Origin of the sequence: Bacteroides sp. AF39-11AC (assembly GCF_003474285.1) — a bacterium.
GTDB lineage: Bacteria > Bacteroidota > Bacteroidia > Bacteroidales > Bacteroidaceae > Bacteroides.
In genome coordinates, this window is the sequence record NZ_QROH01000005.1 from 465459 (window position 1) to 483025 (window position 17567).

General features: G+C 46.1%; 13 protein-coding genes. 1 reads left to right on the plus strand and 12 read right to left on the minus strand.

All coding sequences use genetic code 11. The features are described 5' to 3' along the window. Positions 1-70: 70 nt before the first annotated feature. The 6 genes from DW036_RS13160 to DW036_RS13185 form a co-directional block, all read right to left on the minus strand. On the minus strand, positions 71-1213 hold the full coding sequence (locus DW036_RS13160; RefSeq protein ID WP_118464899.1) for an acyltransferase: 1143 nt from the start codon (positions 1211-1213) through the stop codon (positions 71-73). 102 nt (positions 1214-1315) lie between these two features. After that, the gene (locus DW036_RS13165; RefSeq protein WP_118464770.1) at positions 1316-2434 is read right to left on the minus strand and encodes an ABC transporter permease; all 1119 of its coding nucleotides are present in this window, start codon (positions 2432-2434) and stop codon (positions 1316-1318) included. 12 nt (positions 2435-2446) lie between these two features. Beyond that, the gene (locus DW036_RS13170) at positions 2447-3550 is read right to left on the minus strand and encodes an ABC transporter permease (RefSeq protein WP_118464771.1); all 1104 of its coding nucleotides are present in this window, start codon (positions 3548-3550) and stop codon (positions 2447-2449) included. Positions 3551-3578: 28 nt separating this feature from the next. Beyond that, positions 3579-5039 carry an ATP-binding cassette domain-containing protein gene (locus tag DW036_RS13175; protein WP_118464772.1) on the minus strand — a complete coding sequence of 487 codons (1461 nt, stop codon included), beginning with the start codon at positions 5037-5039 and terminating at the stop codon, positions 3579-3581. Positions 5040-5063: 24 nt separating this feature from the next. Beyond that, positions 5064-5966 carry an HlyD family secretion protein gene (locus DW036_RS13180; RefSeq protein ID WP_118464773.1) on the minus strand — a complete coding sequence of 301 codons (903 nt, stop codon included), beginning with the start codon at positions 5964-5966 and terminating at the stop codon, positions 5064-5066. A gap of 98 nt (positions 5967-6064) precedes the next feature. Then, complete coding sequence (locus DW036_RS13185) at positions 6065-7330, minus strand: TolC family protein (protein ID WP_118464774.1); 1266 nt, start codon at positions 7328-7330, stop codon at positions 6065-6067. Between the two features lie 176 nt (positions 7331-7506). On the opposite strand from DW036_RS13185, the gene DW036_RS13190 reads away from it, so the two are divergent. Then, complete coding sequence (locus DW036_RS13190; protein ID WP_118464900.1) at positions 7507-8406, plus strand: AraC family transcriptional regulator; 900 nt, start codon at positions 7507-7509, stop codon at positions 8404-8406. 172 nt (positions 8407-8578) lie between these two features. Here the strand turns inward: DW036_RS13190 and DW036_RS13195 are convergent, their stop codons facing one another. The 6 genes from DW036_RS13195 to fucI all read right to left on the minus strand — a co-directional run bounded on the left by DW036_RS13195 (position 8579) and on the right by fucI (position 17513). Then, on the minus strand, positions 8579-11698 hold the full coding sequence (locus DW036_RS13195) for an ATP-binding protein (protein WP_118464775.1): 3120 nt from the start codon (positions 11696-11698) through the stop codon (positions 8579-8581). 151 nt (positions 11699-11849) lie between these two features. After that, positions 11850-13181, minus strand: a complete 1332-nt coding sequence (fucP, locus tag DW036_RS13200; RefSeq protein ID WP_118464776.1) for an L-fucose:H+ symporter permease — start codon at positions 13179-13181, stop codon at positions 11850-11852. A 23-nt stretch (positions 13182-13204) separates the two neighbouring features. Beyond that, positions 13205-13594, minus strand: coding sequence for an L-rhamnose mutarotase (locus tag DW036_RS13205; RefSeq protein WP_118464777.1), 390 nt, complete (start codon positions 13592-13594; stop codon positions 13205-13207). A gap of 106 nt (positions 13595-13700) precedes the next feature. Then, positions 13701-15086 (minus strand): rhamnulokinase family protein, encoded by a 1386-nt coding sequence (locus DW036_RS13210; RefSeq protein ID WP_187374613.1) that lies wholly within the window; start codon positions 15084-15086, stop codon positions 13701-13703. After that, positions 15086-15724 carry a class II aldolase/adducin family protein gene (locus DW036_RS13215; RefSeq protein WP_118464779.1) on the minus strand — a complete coding sequence of 213 codons (639 nt, stop codon included), beginning with the start codon at positions 15722-15724 and terminating at the stop codon, positions 15086-15088. The genes DW036_RS13210 and DW036_RS13215 overlap by 1 nt, the downstream gene beginning before the upstream one ends. 16 nt (positions 15725-15740) lie before the next feature. Further along, positions 15741-17513 carry an L-fucose isomerase gene (gene fucI, locus DW036_RS13220; RefSeq protein ID WP_118464780.1) on the minus strand — a complete coding sequence of 591 codons (1773 nt, stop codon included), beginning with the start codon at positions 17511-17513 and terminating at the stop codon, positions 15741-15743. Positions 17514-17567 lie beyond the last annotated feature (54 nt).

The following is a 17567-nucleotide window of genomic DNA, read 5'->3' on the forward strand; positions in this document are numbered from 1 at the left end:
ATGTATTAACCAGAACGGGCAACCTCTCTTGCGAGAAGCTGCCCGTTTCTTTTTATATCTCCGGATGTATTTATTTCGCCTTACGCGTTCCTTTCAGAAAACGATTGGTCAGCCATTTGCGTACCGGTTCGTCATAGAGTTTCAGACAAGCATAAGCAAGAACAAAAGCTCCGACAAAGGTCAGTATCATATAAGGAAGACCTTCGGTAATGGTCGCATTATTATTGCATGCCCAGGCTGTATATGTGTATATCAGCGGATAATGAGTGATATAAACGGGATATGAGATATCGCCCAGGAACTTACAGATACCTACAGAGCGTTTTCCCGTTACTTTGCCACCGGCTCCCATCGAAACAATGACCGGGAAGATAAAGATAATGCAAAGTGCCTCGTAGAGTCCGTTCATCCAGAAGCCATCTTCACCGCCAATACGGGGAACGGAAAGAACTATCACAATCATCAGGCTACACCACCAAAATGCACGTTTCTTTACCCGTATGAGCCAGCCCAGACGTGAAAGCAGCAAACCTGCAAAGAACGGATAGAGCAAACGGATAAAGCCCACATACTGCTGTTCCCAATTCAATGCCCATCCGCCTACGATATCACCATTGGGCGCCGTAAGACAGAGATGCAAAGTGGCACAGGCTGCCAGAAAAACAAGGATGGACAAAGCTACCTTGTTGAACTTACGGACAAACAGTGCGTACAGGATATTGCCGATATATTCATAATAGAGCGACCATGCCGGCCCGTTCAACGGGTGCATTTCCGTCCACCCACGAATGTCCCACTTCAAAGGAAGGGGAAGCAACGTACAGCCATAAAGCATGATTATCAAAACTGTTCCGACCGATACGTTATCTATATTGGGAAAACAGGGGGATTTCTGGAAGAAAAAGAAAAGGGCGCCGATAATGCTGCCCATAATTACCATAGGATGCAGGCGGATGACACGACGTTTGAAAAAAGTGCCAATACTCATCCGGTTCCAGCGGTCATCATAGGCATAACCGATTACAAAACCCGAAAGCATAAAGAAGAAGTCGACGGCAAGATAGCCGTGATTAATGATTTGTGCGAGATGGTTGCCACCTGAATGTGCTTCAAGAAGATGGAAGGCTACGACCATAACAGCTGCCACTCCACGCAATCCATCCAGGATTTCATAATGCGGCTTAGAGGCAAGATAAGTTGTCTGCGTGTTCATTAGGATATCAGATATAATTAATTTGGATGCAAAAGTAGAAGAAAATACGGAATTATCCGCATAATAGGAATGACAAAATGGGCCATGCTGCAATAACAGCATTTAATTGCTCTTTCTGTAACTCCTCACCGCCCACAAATTAAAGAACACCGCAAAAGCTGTCAATGCCCCCAACTGTGGAAGTAACTCCACAATGCCGCCACCCCGCAGGTAAATGGTACGCATTACCTCTACAAAGTATTTCAACGGATTAAACGCAGCAATCAGTTGCGCCCACTCCGGCATACTGTGTATAGGGGTAAACAAGCCACTCATCAAAATAAAAATCAACATAAAGAACCACATGACAAACATAGCCTGCTGCAAGGTAGCGGAATGATTGGAAATCACCAGACCGAATCCGGAAACTACAAACAGGAAGACCACCGCAAAGAGGTATATCGTCACGAAATGTCCCGCAGGCAGAATACCATAAAGCAGCCATGCCAGAAAAAAACATATAGTGAGTACAACAAAACCAATCAACCAGTAGGGGATCAGTTTGGCAAAAATAAACGTCAGTTTGGAAACAGGGGTTACATTGATCTGCTCGATAGTGCCTACCTCTTTCTCGCCTACCACATTGAGGGCGGGAAGAAAACCGCAAATCATTGTCAGCAACATGACCATCAATGCCGGTACCATGAAGAGCTTGTAATTCAAGTTCGGATTAAACAGATTCTGCGTTGTAATACCAATCCGGGGTAATCCCATTCCGGCAGACATTGCCCTTGCCGGTGATTCCGATTGCAATTCACGGGTATAGTCATTAATGATGGAGGAAAGATAAGAACTTCCCAAACCACCCTTTGTACCATTTACAGCATTGGCAGCAACCAGCAGGCGGGGGCTTATGCCCGTCACCCAGTTCTTCTCGAAATCACGGGGAATCTCCAGGATAATATCCGCCGAACCGATTTCGATGGAGCGCAATCCTTCATTGTAAGTAGCAGGAAGATCCGTTGTACGGAAATAGGTGGACGCGCCGATCTTATCCACAAGGCGGCGCGAAAGGACGCTGTGGTCATTATCCACAATATTCAGGTTGATGTTCTTTATCTCCAAGTTCGCCGCCCAGGGCATCAGTATCATAATCATGCAGGGGAAGACAAGAATCATCTTCGGCAGGAACGAGTTACGGAGCAACTGCTTGAATTCTTTTTCTATCAGAAACTTTATCATACCTCTACCCTCCTATTCTAATCGGTTCTTAAACTTCTTGAAACTAATCGTAATCAGCGCAACCGCCATTACGGCAAGAATACTGACTTCCGTCAATACCAGTGAGATGTCCACTCCCTCGATCATCAGCTTCCGCACAGCCTGAATGTACCAACGGGCAGGAAGTACGGCCGAAATGCCTTGAAGCAGCAAGGGCATGCTCTCTATGGGGAATATCATACCGGAGAGCAGCATGGTAGGCATCATCAGTATCAATCCCGATGCAAGCATGGCAGCAACCTGTGTCCGAGTCACCGAGGAAATCAGCAAGCCCAGAGCCAGGGAAACAAAGATAAAGAGCAATGATACCACAATCAGCCAGAACAAGCTACCCGCCACGGGAACATCGAGCACATAGACAGACAGTAGCAAAATCGTTGTCAGGTTGACAAATGAAAGCACAAAGTAAGGAACTGCCTTGGCAAGAATAATGAACAGCGGCTTCACCGGAGAAACCAACAATATCTCCATCGTTCCCGTCTCCTTCTCCCGGACAATGGAAATGGAAGTCATCATGGCACAAATCAACATCAGGATCAGCCCCATCACGCCCGGCACAAAGTTGTAGGCACTCTTCATCTGCGGATTATAAAGCAGCTTCACTTCGGGAAGAATAGTGGAAATCTGCATTCCCGCCGGAAGCATTTCACGTCCGGCAGAGGATATGATGTTGGCGGCATAACCGGTTTGTGTGGTTGCCGTATTGGGGTCGGTAGCGTCGGCCACCAACTGTACACAAGCATCTCCGGTATAAACGTGATTCGCAAATTGCTCGCTGAAGATGACTGCCAGATCAATGTCTCCCCGTCTGAAAGACTTCTCAACCTCGTCCGGAGTATTCAGATTCGTGGTGACGGAGAAATATTCACTCGCATCCAGACGGTCGATAATGCGCCGGGTGACAACATCGTTCGACGGGTCGAGAATGGCGACACGGACATTCTTCACTTCCGTGGTTATGGCAAAGCCGAAAAGGATAATCTGCACCACAGGCATCCCCAGCAATATCAGCATGGTTCGCCTGTCGCGGAAGATATGGAAGAATTCCTTTCGGACAAAAGCTATAAATTGTTTCATTGTTCTTACTAATTATGTTATGAATCGGCTAATCCGCCGTACGCACCGCCTCCCGTGCCAACTGCTGGAAAACATCATCCATCGTAGCAACCTTAAATTGCCGTTTCAATTCATCGGGCGTATCGAGAGCACGAATCACACCATCCACCATGATAGAAATGCGGTCGCAATACTCGGCCTCATCCATGAAGTGGGTAGTGACAAAGACGGTGATTCCCCGGTCGGCAGCCTGATAAATAAGCTCCCAGAATTGGCGACGGGTGGCAGGATCTACCCCACCCGTCGGCTCATCCAGAAAGACGATCTTCGGCTCGTGAAAGATAGAAACGGAGAAAGCAAGTTTCTGTTTCCAACCCAGCGGCAGACCTTTTACCAGCGTATCACGTTCGGCACTCAGCCCGATGCGTTCCAGAAGTTCATCGGTCTTGCGGGCTATTTCATCTTCTGCCATGCCGTAAATCCCGGCAAACAGCCGGATATTCTCCCACACTTTCAGGTCTTCGTAAAGAGAAAACTTCTGGCTCATATAGCCGATATTCTTTTTCACATCCTCCGTCCGTGTGGCAATATCGAAACCGGCTACGCGGGCCGTGCCTCCTGTGGGATGGCTCAATCCGGTAAGCATGCGCATGGCAGTAGTCTTTCCGGCACCGTTGGCACCCAGAAAGCCGAATATCTCGCCACGATGGACTTTGAAGGAGATATGATCCACTGCCGTGAAATTGCCGAAACGTTTGGTGAGCTTATCCACTTCGATGACATACTCATCTTTCTGTTCCACTTTGTCGTGTTCCAGCCCCGGCGGACAGAGAATGCTTGCAAACTGATTCAGAATACGTTCCGGAGTATCTATTCCATGTATCTGTCCCTCATTGATAAAAGCAATGCGGTCACATTGGCGCGCTTCATCAATAATAGGCGTAGAGGCTATGATGGTGATGCCCTGTTCCTTCAACCGGCGAAGCATCCCCCAAAACTCCTTGCGGGAAACAGGATCGACTCCTGTTGTCGGCTCATCGAGGAAAAGCACATCCGGTTTATGGATAAGCGCACAACTCAACGCCAGTTTCTGCTTCATACCTCCGGACAAAGCTCCGGCACGGCGTTTGCGGAAAGGCTCTATCTGCTGGTAGATATCCTTCACCAATTCATAATTCTCTTCAATGGTGGTATGGAAAACTGTAGCAAAGAAGTTCAGGTTTTCTTCTACCGTCAAGTCCTGATAGAGGGAGAAGCGTCCCGGCATATAGCCTACGCGACGACGGATTTCTTTATAATCCTTCGCTATATCCAGACCGCACACAGAAGCATTTCCACTATCGGGAAGCAGCAAAGTAGTGAGGATACGGAAAAGAGAAGTCTTCCCCGCCCCGTCAGGCCCGATAATGCCGAACAACTCTCCGGAAGGAACCGTCAAGGAAACACCCTTCAACGCCTCCACCGCCCCATATTTCTTGGTAACGTTATCTACAACAACCGCATATTCCATAAACTCATCACTAATCACTAACCGTTAATCACTAAACTCCACTCCCCCGTACATACCTATCTTCAACAGCCCGTCATTGTGCACGGCAATCTTCACGGCATACACCAGGTTGGCACGTTCATTCTTGGTCAGGATAGTCTTCGGGGTAAATTCCGAGGTATCCGAAATCCAGGTTACCACGCCCGGATACTGCTTGTGCTCATCGATGCCGTAATCGGAGAAGACGGTTACTTTCTGTCCCAGTTTTACCTGCGACAGCTGTTCGGAGGTGATGTAAGCACGAAGGTACATCTGCTCCGTATCGGCCACTTTGAAGAGCGGAGTGCCCATAGCGGTCAGTTCTCCCGGTTCGGCGTACTTTGCCAGTACAGTGCCGGTTATCGGAGAAGTGATGTGACACTTCTTCAACTGGTCTTCCACCTGTGCCACCTGAATACCGACGGATGAACTTTGCCACGTCAGGCTCTGATGACTGTTGGACAAGGTAGAGTTCTGCGCAACAAGTTGCTTGCGGAGCACTTCAAGCTGATCTTCCGCATCATCCAGTTGTTTCTGGTTTGCCGCACCTACTTTTAATAAGTTTGCCACACGGTTCCGTTCGCGCTCAGCGGCAGATATCTGTTCTTTGGTAGCGGCTACCTGTTTCAGGATATCAGGGCGCTGTTCTTCGACGGATTTAATGCTTGCCTCCAGTTGCAGCTTCTTCAGGTAGAGCTGTACGGTATCTACTACGCCGACTTCTTCACCGGCCTTCAGCAACATCCCTTCTTCGATATCGAAATAAAGCAGGCGGCCCGACGCTTCGGCAGATACAAGCACTTCCGTAGTCTCAAACGTTCCTGTTGCATCATATTTCGGAGTACCGTTTCCACAAGCGGAAAAGAGGGCCAATAGGGAACAAAGTCCCAATAAATTCCTTGATTTCATGTATTTAGTGATTAGTATTTAGTGATTAGTGATTAGTGATTAGCGTTTAGTGATTAGTGATTAGCACCATGCGGAATAATAGCGCAACCCACTAACCACTAATCACTATTCAACGTATATTTCAGATTCCAGATGTTCATCAGTAACTGCACCTCGTGCAAAGCCTTGGTTTGACGTGCCAGATTCTCGGCAGTGATTTCACGAAGCATATCGGTTACGGTCAGCGTACCGTTCTCCACTTTAGCTTCGGCAGCCTTGCGGATGTTGACACGTAAACGGATAATCTCATCATCATCCATCATCTGTCGGCGCATGGACTGGATGGCCGAGCTTTGTTGCGTAGATTGCAGGTTGGTATTGAACAGGAACACATCGCGGCTGATCTCCAGTTTACGGCGGTTGTTATCTATCAGCCTCCGATCATTGCGCAACGTGTAGAGGCTACCGAAGTTCCACGACATACGGACTCCTGCTACATAGTATGCGGAGAAATCGTCTTTCAGCATGTTCAGTCCCGGATTTCCGTAAGCTCCCTGCACAAACAGCCCGAAGCGGGGACGGAAGCGCGTCTTCAATGAAGATTCCTGTACGTTCAATTGTCCGCCTTGGGCATCGAACCAGCGAAGTTCCGGACGGTTGTTCACCAATGAAGTGGATTCAAAAGTATCGGCGGGCTTCTCCAATGTAGTTCCGGAAGCAATTTCCTTTCCTATAAAGATAGAGAGCATACTCAAATAGGCCTGTCGCGAAGATTCCAGCTCAATGCGTCTCTGCTTCGTGTTCAATATCTCCACGCTTACAGCATCCAGATCACTTTGATTGGCAATGCCGTTTGCCATATAGTTGGACACTTGCTGATGAGTGCGTCCCAAGTCTTCCTGTAAAAGCTGATTCTGCTTCAACTGTTCGTCCAGCAACAGGATGCCGAAATATAGCTGATTCACACGGTCATTCAGTGCATACATATCCACTTCCTGCTTCCCGCGGTCTATCTCCGAAGTAGCCCGGGTCAGTTGCTTTTTGGAACGGATATCTCCACCGTCCCAGATGTTCTGCGACACTTCCAGCATCACCTGATACTGATCTTTGGGCATACTTTTTATGTTGATTCCCGGAATATCCACGGGCAGCTTTGTGACATCACTTTGGTAGGTTGCTTTTCCCGAGATCGTGAACTGCGGCAGATAACCTTTTCCAGCATTCTCAAGATTATACTCCCGCGCTTTCTCTATCAAACCGTATTGCCGCACCAGCGGATAATTGGTCTGTGCCGAGTGTTGGCATCCCTCCAGCGTGAGTTGCGCATGTGCCAGCATTGCCGCAAGAACAAAGGAAAAAGAGAGAATAGTTCGTTTCATTTCCATATATATTTCTTGTTTATTTCTTTATAGGACACAAAGATAGAGTTTAAAAGTATATGGATACATTCTATTTGTGCGCAATGATGTTCCATTTGTTCGATCACCAGTATTAAAAGACAGAAAACCCTACTATTTTCTTATCTTTGCCACAGATAGATAAGCTAAAGGAGGAAAAGGATATGGAAAAGAGTAAACCTATGGAGCTTGGACTCGGTGACCTGCTGAGTAATCAAAACATCGTAAACAATAACGGTTTCCGCTTTATCAACCGCGATCTTGGCATTGTCATCAGCTTTGCCCAAATGGATAGCATTTTCTTTAACACAGGACAACCCTACCGCACTAAAGAAAGCCGGATCATCCGTATACTGAAAGGTGAAGGACGGATTTCCATCAATCTGATAGAATATAAGGTAAAAGAACCAATGATCATTATCAGTCCTATCAATTCACTGATAGAAATTCTGGAAATCAGCGAGGATTATGACTTTCAGGTCATCGTTCCCGATAATAACTTTCTGCCCATCGCACAAGGAAGTGCACTGACGGGTTCGTACACAAAGCATGGCATTTTCATTTCGCCCACAGAAGAAGAATTACAGCAAATCGATGCTTTCTTTTCAATGATATGGGATACCGTGCACAAAGTTCCGTTCCGCCGGGAAGTAGTGCAACACTTGACTATAGCATTACTCTATAATATAAGGTATATCCATGCAAAGAACGAAGAGTCCGCCCCATTGCAGCTCTCACGCCAGGAAGAAGTATTCCGCCGCTTCATCGGGTTGGTTAATGAACACAGTAAACGTGAACGTAACATCAGTTTCTACGCAGATAAACTGTGTCTGACTCCTCATTATCTGAGTACGGTTATTCGTGAAGTAAGCGGGCAGACGGTAATGCAGTGGATTAACCAAGCCGTTATTCTTGAAGCAAAAGTGCTGCTGAAACACAGTGACTTGTTGGTATTCCAAATCTCGGATGAACTGGGATTTCCCAATCCGTCATTCTTCAGCAAATTCTTTAAACGGATGACGGGGATGACACCGGCGGAATATCAAAAGAAACGCCACACCTGAGCGGGGCAAATGCCACACCTGAACAGGACAGACTCCACACTTCACGCTCGTCCAAGTGTGGCATCGGCACCCACGAAGTGTGGCATTGCCTGTGCTGAAACACAGCATTGGAAAACATTCAACTGAAAAATAAATTTAAAAACAATTCAACTGAAAATGAGAAACTTTCATCTTATAACAAGATGATACGCTTCTGCATAATATCCACCAATTGCGCCTTCAGCAACTTGGCATTGATAGGCTTGGGCATATATCCGTCGAATCCGCTTTCCATCACCTTCTGTTCATCCGAAGCATAGGCAAAAGCTGTAACGGCAATGATAGGAATCTTTGCGGAGAACTTACGGATTTCCCGGGTAGCCTCGTATCCGTCCATTACAGGCATATTGATATCCATCAATACAATCTGAGGGCTATGTTCTCGGAACATTTCCACAGCCTCCATGCCATCCCAGGCATGAATCAAATGATAGTCGTATTTCAGGATGGATTCAAAAAGCTTATAATTGCTTGCATTATCTTCCGCAATCAGTATGGTCAGTTTGTTCCTTTCCACTGCAACAGGTTGAATGTCCTTTGGAGCCTGTTTTTTATCCTCCTTCACTGCCGGTTTGTAGGGAAGCGTAAACCAGAAAGTCGAACCTTTCCCCTCTTCCGACTCTACACCGATTCTGCCACCCATACGGTCCATCAGCGTTTTGCAGATAGAAAGTCCCAGTCCGGTTCCCTGGGCAAAAGAGTTCAGCTTGACGAAACGCCCGAAAATGTTTTGCTGCTTATCTTTGGGGATTCCACATCCGGTATCGGTTACATAGAAATATAATTCATTCTCCCGCATCTCATAGCTAAAACGAATGCTTCCTTTTTCGGTAAACTTAATGGCATTTGTCACAAGGTTAATCATCAGTTGGGACAACCGGTTCTTTTCCGTATAGGCCATGCATGGCTCAGCAGGCTCTACAAACTCCAGTTTCACAGCATCCGTCTTTACTCTCAACAAGAAACCACGCTCCAATTCCCTCATCAGTTCATTCAGTTCGACATTTGAGTAATTCAACTCCAACGTTCCTGCCTCAATCTTCGACAAATCAAGGATATCACTGATGAGTTGCAGCAACAAAGTATTATTGTTCTCGATAATGCTGACATATTCCTGTTTTTCCTGTTCCTCTTCGGTAGATGCCAATATCCCCGAAAAACCGACAATAGCATTCAGTGGGGTACGGATTTCATGACTCATATTAGCCAGGAAAGCCGACTTCAAACGGTTAGACTCTTCGGCAAGGTCTTTTGCTGTAGTAAGTTCCTGCTCCATCTTCTTCCGGTTTGTGATGACAAGGGATGAACCCACCAGAGTCAATGGGGTTCCATCTTTATCACGAGTATCTACGGCAGCCTGTGCCTCCACCCACTCCACTTTGTGCAGGTTGTTTTTCTGTACATCGATGATGCGGTATTCTTCTTTCACTTTTTCCGCCCTTCCTTCTATCAAGTCACGGTAAGCCTGTTTCACCCGTTCACGGTCTTCCTTGAATATTTTAGCGAAATACTGGGAATCGGGCACAGACAGTTGTGCATCTTCCACCTCCCGTTCGTCAGTGCTCAATTCAATCGGCCTGTTGATGTCACATAGAATTGTTTTGCTCTTCAAATCCCACTTCCAGGGCACAATGTTAGCAATGTCGAGAGCCATTGCCAGCTTACTGTTGGTGGCGCTCAGCTTTTGCTGTGCTTTGTGTAGTTCCGTGCTGTTCAGACAGAAAATATCAATCATATTCCCGTGATGGGTCCCTTTCAGTACCACATCGTAAAAAGTATCTATGGCTTTAAAATAATAAGGGAATGTAATGGCTCTTTTCTCTGTCAGTGCCATCTTAGTGAAGTGCAGAAATTCGGGCATAGATTCAGGGAATACCTCACTGCCCTTCCTGCCTATGACTTCCTCCTTACGATAGAACTGTTTCTCAAATTCCGAGTTTACATTCCGATAGATCAATTCGACGGGATTGCCATTCTCATCCGTCACCAGTTCTTCCTGCATATAGAGCAAAGGCATATTATTCACCAGCATCTTATAGGTAGTCATTGCATCTATCTCATTCTGTTGCGCTTTCTTTAACTCGTTCAAATTGCGAATACGGTACAGGAAAAACAGTGTAAGAAGCAGAATAGAAAAGAGAGTTCCCAAAATGAAGTACCGGTAATGTTCCCAAAACGTAGGCGGTTTATTCAGGAAACGAGTATTTGCAGGACATACAGAAGAAGAAAGCCCTTCGCGTATCAGTATCTCATAATTAATGACGGGTGCTCCATCTGTGGCTATATAGGAGGGAATATTACGCGCTTGTTTGCTTTTCAACACATCCATAATGGTTTGAATCAATCTCTCATCATAACGCTCCTGATTGTAAGTATATCCACCTAACATTCCTTCTTTTCCACTTGTTAAGTTTACCATGCTAAGAGAAAAGATAGGGATAGAAGTAGTCGCTATAAGCTTATGAGAATTTGTAGCTAACACACTATTACCAGCTAATTTGTATTTATAAAACCACGAAGCAAACAAAACTCCCGTTGTTTTAGGATTCACAAAATACAAGGAGTCCAACAACTGATTAGTCGTTAGATTTTCAGCAGACCAAAATTGAAATTTGACATCCGGATAATTCGTATTTAGTTCTCGCTTGATAAGTGCAGCATTGTCCTGATTGACTTTACGCCCATCACCTATAAATATAAACTTTTCCATATCGGGAATCATCTGCTTCATTAAGCGAATATTTTCCGGGATAAACAAATCAGCATACAGATAAACCAAATTATAAGGGTCAACTAAATAAGAAAGAGGAGTTCGTTCTTTCGATGTAGAAAGCTGCCTGTGAATGTAAGCTTCATAAGAATCTAAATAGCTTTCCTGCGCACAAAGCACAATAGGAATATCTCCCCAAACCTTTCTATATTCATCCCGTAACATCAATGCTGAATTTCCCAATAATAGCAACATACGCGGAGAACGATCTTTATATTTATCAAATATATTATATTTGAACTCTTCCAAGATGGAATCATTTTCAACCAACAGCATATTCAGGTGCTCCACATAGAGAGTGATTTCAGGATCCCGCTGAACGAATTCCGTAACGTTGGAAATGAGTCGGCTACTCCAGGGAGAAGCTTCCGTATATGAGTTTATACAAAGGATATAACTTTTACCGTCTATCGCATCTTTTTGTGCAAAAGCTGAAATTACAAATAAGAGATAGAAAAACAGAAGTAGAAAATATTTTTTCATCTGTACCAGAAGAATTTTATGTTATGCGAAATATTTACTTGTTTTATTTTGCAATACAAAAGTAGCAAAAAAAGAAGAAATGCAACCATATAAAACAAAAAGAGAGCCTTTTTTTTTGAAAAAGGCTCTTCATTATCAAAATCAGAAGTATCTATAATTGCTTTCGCATTTTCTCCCTACAATACGACCGATGACCATAGATTACAATTACCACAAAACAGATGAACGGAAGAATGAATGACAGGCTTACTGCCGGTATGCCCAGAAGCGTCTGGCAGTCTATAATGCTTGCTTGAATCGGGGGCAATACCGAACCTCCGAGAATTGCCATAATCAATCCGGCAGCACCGAACTTGGCATCATCGCCCAATCCCTGTAAAGCTATGCCGTAAATCGTGGGGAACATCAGAGACATACAGGCTGATACCCCTACGAGACAATACATTCCCCAGATATTCTGGAAACCAATCACCCCGGCCGTAAATACGCAGGCTGCAATAGCCAGTACTTTCAGCAACAGTCCCGGACTGAGATACCTTAAAATAAACGTACAGATGAAACGGCTGGCACAGAAAATAATCATAGCCACAATATTATATTGCTGTGAAAGCACTTCCGCAGCTTTCTCTTCCATCCCTTCCGACATGAAATAGCGCGTACCATATTGAATGATAAATGTCCAGCACATAATCTGCGCACCTACATAGAAGAATTGTGCGATAACTCCTTCACGGTAATGGTGTATGCTAAATATGCGTTTCAATGTAGGCAGGAAGTTGATGTCATGAGACCGATCACCATTTTTCGGCATCTTCACCATGCGAATCACAATCAGCATTGCCAAAATAACAAGCCCGATAATCAGATAAGGCGCAATCAGTACCATCAGGTCCGAATCACGTACCGCAGCGAATTCAATATCCGAAAGCTGACTGCGTTCCACCGTATCCATCGGGTTCAAGCGATTCTGAATAAAATTCATCGCCACGTACATACCCAACAACGAGCCCATCGGGTTAAAAGACTGTGCGAGATTCAGGCGGCGGGTGGATGTAGCTTCATCACCCATAGAAAGAATATACGGATTACAACTTGTCTCCAGAAACGAGAGTCCGCATGTCAGGATAAAGTAGGCAATGAGGAAGGGATAGTAATTGCCTGTCAGCATGGCAGGATAAAAGAGGAATGCACCGATAGTATACAGCCCCAGCCCTAACAGTACCCCTGCTTTATATGAAAAGCGACGGATAAAAATAGCTGCGGGGAATGCCATGGCAAAATATCCGCCATAGAAAGCCACCTGCACCAGTGCCCCGTCGGTAACACTCATACGGAAGATCTTGGAAAAGGCTTTCACCATAGGATTCGTGATATCGTTGGCAAAGCCCCACAAGGCAAAGCAACTGGTGATAAGAATGAACGGAATGAGGTAGCTTACTCCGTCTTTACTGATAATGCTGTTTTTCTTAGTGTTGTTCTTCATGGTAGTTATTTCTTTGGCTGGGATTAATCATAAAGGTGGAAAATACGCTCCATCGGTCGCCATTTCTCGGCGGCAGTGGAACCGGGTTTTACAAGCTGGAAGATGGCCATATAGTCTTCCCATTCCTGCTGCCGGGGCAAGGAAGCGAGGCGCTCCATAGCTGCATCCCAGTCAAACCCTACAGGCACTTCGACTATCATAAACAGGCGGGTGTCCAAAAGATATATTTCCATTTCCAGAATGCCGGCTTCACGAATACCGGCAGGTATTTCGGGCCAGATAGTTTCCCGACTGTGCCGGCGGCGGTATTCGGCTATCAACTTCGGATCGTCACGGAGTTCCAGTGTCCGGCAGATACGCTCCACCGGCTGATGATGCTCTTTGGCGGGATAACGTTTGATTGATGTGTCCATAGTAAATCAATATTGAAACGCAAATAAACACAGATTTTAGCAGATTAAAAAGTGATACGATAATTATCTACGCAAAGCAGTGTTTATCTGCGTTCCGGCTAAGTTATTAAATAAATTCTTTGATTTCTTCACGGCTGCCGATCTCTCCTTTGGCAATGGCTTGCACCAGGATATTACCGATAGCGGTTGCCTCTACAGGTCCGGCATAAACGGGAATACCCAAAGCCTCGGCAGTCAGGCGGTTCAGCAGTGAATTACGGCATCCGCCACCGATGATATTGAGCTGTTCTATCGGAGCAGGAAGCAAGCGGTTCAGTTGATCTATTCCTTGCTTATAGCGCAAGGCAAGTGATTGGAGTACACAACGCACTACCTCACCGTAAGTTTCCGGTATAGGCAGCCCGTGCGCTTCGCAATACTCCGCAATGGCATCTTCCATATCCACAGGATTCTGGAATATCTTATCGTCTACGTCAATGACGGATGAAATATCCGCAGATTCGGCAGCAGAAAGCAAGAAATCGTACCCACATCGCTCTCCTCTTTCTTTCCATTGCGCTATAAGGCGTTGCAAGATCCAAAGCCCGGTGATATTCTGAAGGAAACGAATCTTACCGCCTACCCCGCCCTCATTGGTAAAACCGGCGCGGCAAGCTTCTTCCGTGAGAATAGGCTCATCCAGTTCAACACCCAGCAGAGACCACGTACCGGAACTGAGGAAAGCACAACGGGATTTATCCACCTGTGTCGAAGGAATCGCATAAACAGCACTCGCCGTATCGTGCGAACCGACAGCTATGACATCCACTTCATCCGTCAGACCGATTTCTTCAGCAATCTCCCGTTTCAGTTTGCCACGTACCGTACCGGGCATCACAATGTTTCCGAAAAGATGTGCAGGTACTCCCAATCGATGGATGAGTGGCTGATTCCAGGTCCGGCTATGTGCATCAAGCAGTTCGGAGGTGGATGCAATGCAATATTCATTATTTGCCACCCCAGTGAGGAAGTAACTGAAAAGATCGGGCATAAACAGAAGACGGTCTGCAACTTCCAATTGCACATCACCGCTTTTCTTCATGCTGTAAAGCTGAAAAAGTGTATTGATGGACATCACTTGTATGCCGACTTCGGAATAATGCCGAACAAGATCACCACCGAAAAACTCCTCCGGTAAACCATCCGTTCGGGGATCACGATAACACACAGGATTTCCCAGCAAATTACCGTTACGGTCTATCAATCCAAAGTCCACGCCCCAGGTATCAATACCAATGCTCCTGATATGATATCCCTTGCGCACCGCTTGCCGGAGTCCGTTCTTCATCTCATCAAACAAGGCAAGAAAATCCCAGTACACATGGTTTCCCATCCGCACCTGACGGTTTGGAAAGCGGTACACCTCTTCCAGTTTCAACGTACCCTGGCAGATGGAACCGGCCATAACGCGACCGCTTCCACCTCCAAAATCTACTGCCAGATAGGTATTCATCATTTAGTCTTCTTTCCTAAAATGTATGTTTCAAGATCATCGATTTCTTCAGGAGTAAGTACTGTATAGTCTCCTCCGGACTGGATAATGATGCGGCATGCCATTTCAAAGAACATAGCGCGTTCAAAAGCCTGGTCGAAGTCCTTACCACACACCACCTGCCCATGTTTCAGCAAGAGGACGGAATTATGATCTTTCAAAGCATCAATCACTCCCTGGGCCAATTCTTTCGATCCCGGACGATAATAAGGAACTACCGGAATCTCACTTCCCACATGGCAGGGAATCTCCGCTGTTACGTTGAAGTTCGTAGGACGATTCTTCATACATGCCACAGCCGTGGCATAGTGTGACTGAAAATGCAGAACTACATTCACATCAGGACGCTCACGAAGTACTCCCAGATGGAAACCGCTTTCCATAGAGGGCTTCACTCCATTCAAGACTTCTCCTGTGGAAAGGCGGCAGACAGCTACTTTTTCTTTAGGCAGCGAAGGTACCCATGACCCTGTTCCGGAAAGCAGAACTTCGTCATCAATGCGCCAGGAGATATTGCCGCTACTGCATATTGTCAATCCGGCATCTCCTACCCGATGCGCCTGGGCAATGAATTGTTCTATGTGTTCGTTTGTTATCATGTCTATTTCTTATTTGTTATTTATAGATAGGTCCGTACGTTGTGCAAGCTCTGTAATCAGCTCCTTCTTTATCCATACCGAATGCATTCCAGGCAGCAGGACGGAATATCTTCTTCTCATCCACATTGTGCATGCAAACAGGAATACGAAGCATGGAAGCCAGTGTAATCAAATCCTGACCGATATGTCCGTAACTGATAGCACCATGATTGGCTCCCCAGTTATTCATTACCGAGTACACATCTTCAAATGCCGGTTTATCGCACAGGCGGGGCACAAACCAAGTAGTAGGCCAAGTACGGTCCGTACGTTCATCCAGCAGTCTGTGAACTTCCGGATCGATCTCTACCGTCCATCCCTCAGCAATCTGAAGCACAGGGCCAAGGCCTTTTACCAGATTCAGGCGAGTCATAGTTACAGGCATTCCACCCTTTGACAGGAAGTTGGAAGAGAAACCACCTCCACGGAAATAATCACGGTTAGCGGGATACCAGGTGGTAGCTTCAAGACATTTCTCCATTTCAGCCTCGGAGATTTCCCAATGGGGTTTCATGACAGGTTCACCCTGTGCATTCGTTTGCTGACCTGTACCATCCAGAGTGGTAGCACCGGAGTTAATCAGATGGATAATGCCATTAGCTGCCAAACCAGTCAATTCTTTACCCGTAACACGTTTCACAGCTTCAGGACTCCAATATGTACGCACGTCAGAGAATATCTGTGCACGGTTTGTCAGCAAATGACCGAAAAGCATGGCTACACCGTTGCAGGCATCATTTTCAGTAGCCACTACGTATGCTTCACGGATGCCGTTCCAGTCAAAAGAAGTATTCAACAGAGCTTCGGAATAGTCACCATTCGGGTAAAAATCCGTCCACTGGCGTTGTCCCTGGAAACCGGCGGCAATGGCATTGTGTCCAAGTGCTTCTTCCTTGAATCCCATTTCGCGAAGTTTCGGATTACCCTGTATAAGGTCGCGCATGATAAGGGTCATCTTCACAATAAACTCCCAATCTTCGTCTTTTTGCTCACGGGTCTTGGTCTTTGCGGGGATATTGAAATCCTTGCCCTCATTTTTCTTGCAATATTTCTCTGTCCATGCCATGGCCTTGGCAAACTCTTCCTTATCATAGATACCTTCAGTCATGCGACGGATAATTTCGGTCAGGTCTACAGATTCGCAACGGATGCCCAGATATTCCTGGAAGAAATCCGGGTTCACAATAGAACCGGCAATACCCATGGATACGCTACCCATCGACAGGTAAGATTTTCCGCGCATGGTTGCTACTGCCTGTGCGGCACGTGCAAAACGAAGCAGTTTTTCTGCAACGTCGGCAGGGATGGAATTGTCATCCAGATCCTGCACATCACGTCCATAAATGCCAAAAGCAGGTAATCCTTTTTGTGCATGTCCTGCCAGTACAGCTGCCAGATATACAGCTCCCGGACGTTCTGTACCGTTAAATCCCCAAACAGCTTTCGGATAATACGGATTCATGTCCATAGTCTCGGCACCGTAGCACCAGCAAGAGGTCACTGTGATAGTAGAACCCACGCCTTCGCGTTCAAACTTCTCGGCACAAGCCGCGCTTTCGGCTACTCGACCGATGGTACTGTCTGAAATCACACACTCCACCGGACTTCCGTCACCGTTCTTCAAGTTACTGGTGATCAACTCGGCTACTGCTTTAGCCAGATTCATAGTCTTTTCTTCAAGGCTTTCACGTACGCCACCCTGGCGACCGTCGATAGTGGGACGAATCCCGATTTTCGGATACTTTTTCATGCTATCATTTATTTGGTTAATAAAACATTATCTATGCTGAACTGTGCTGAAATA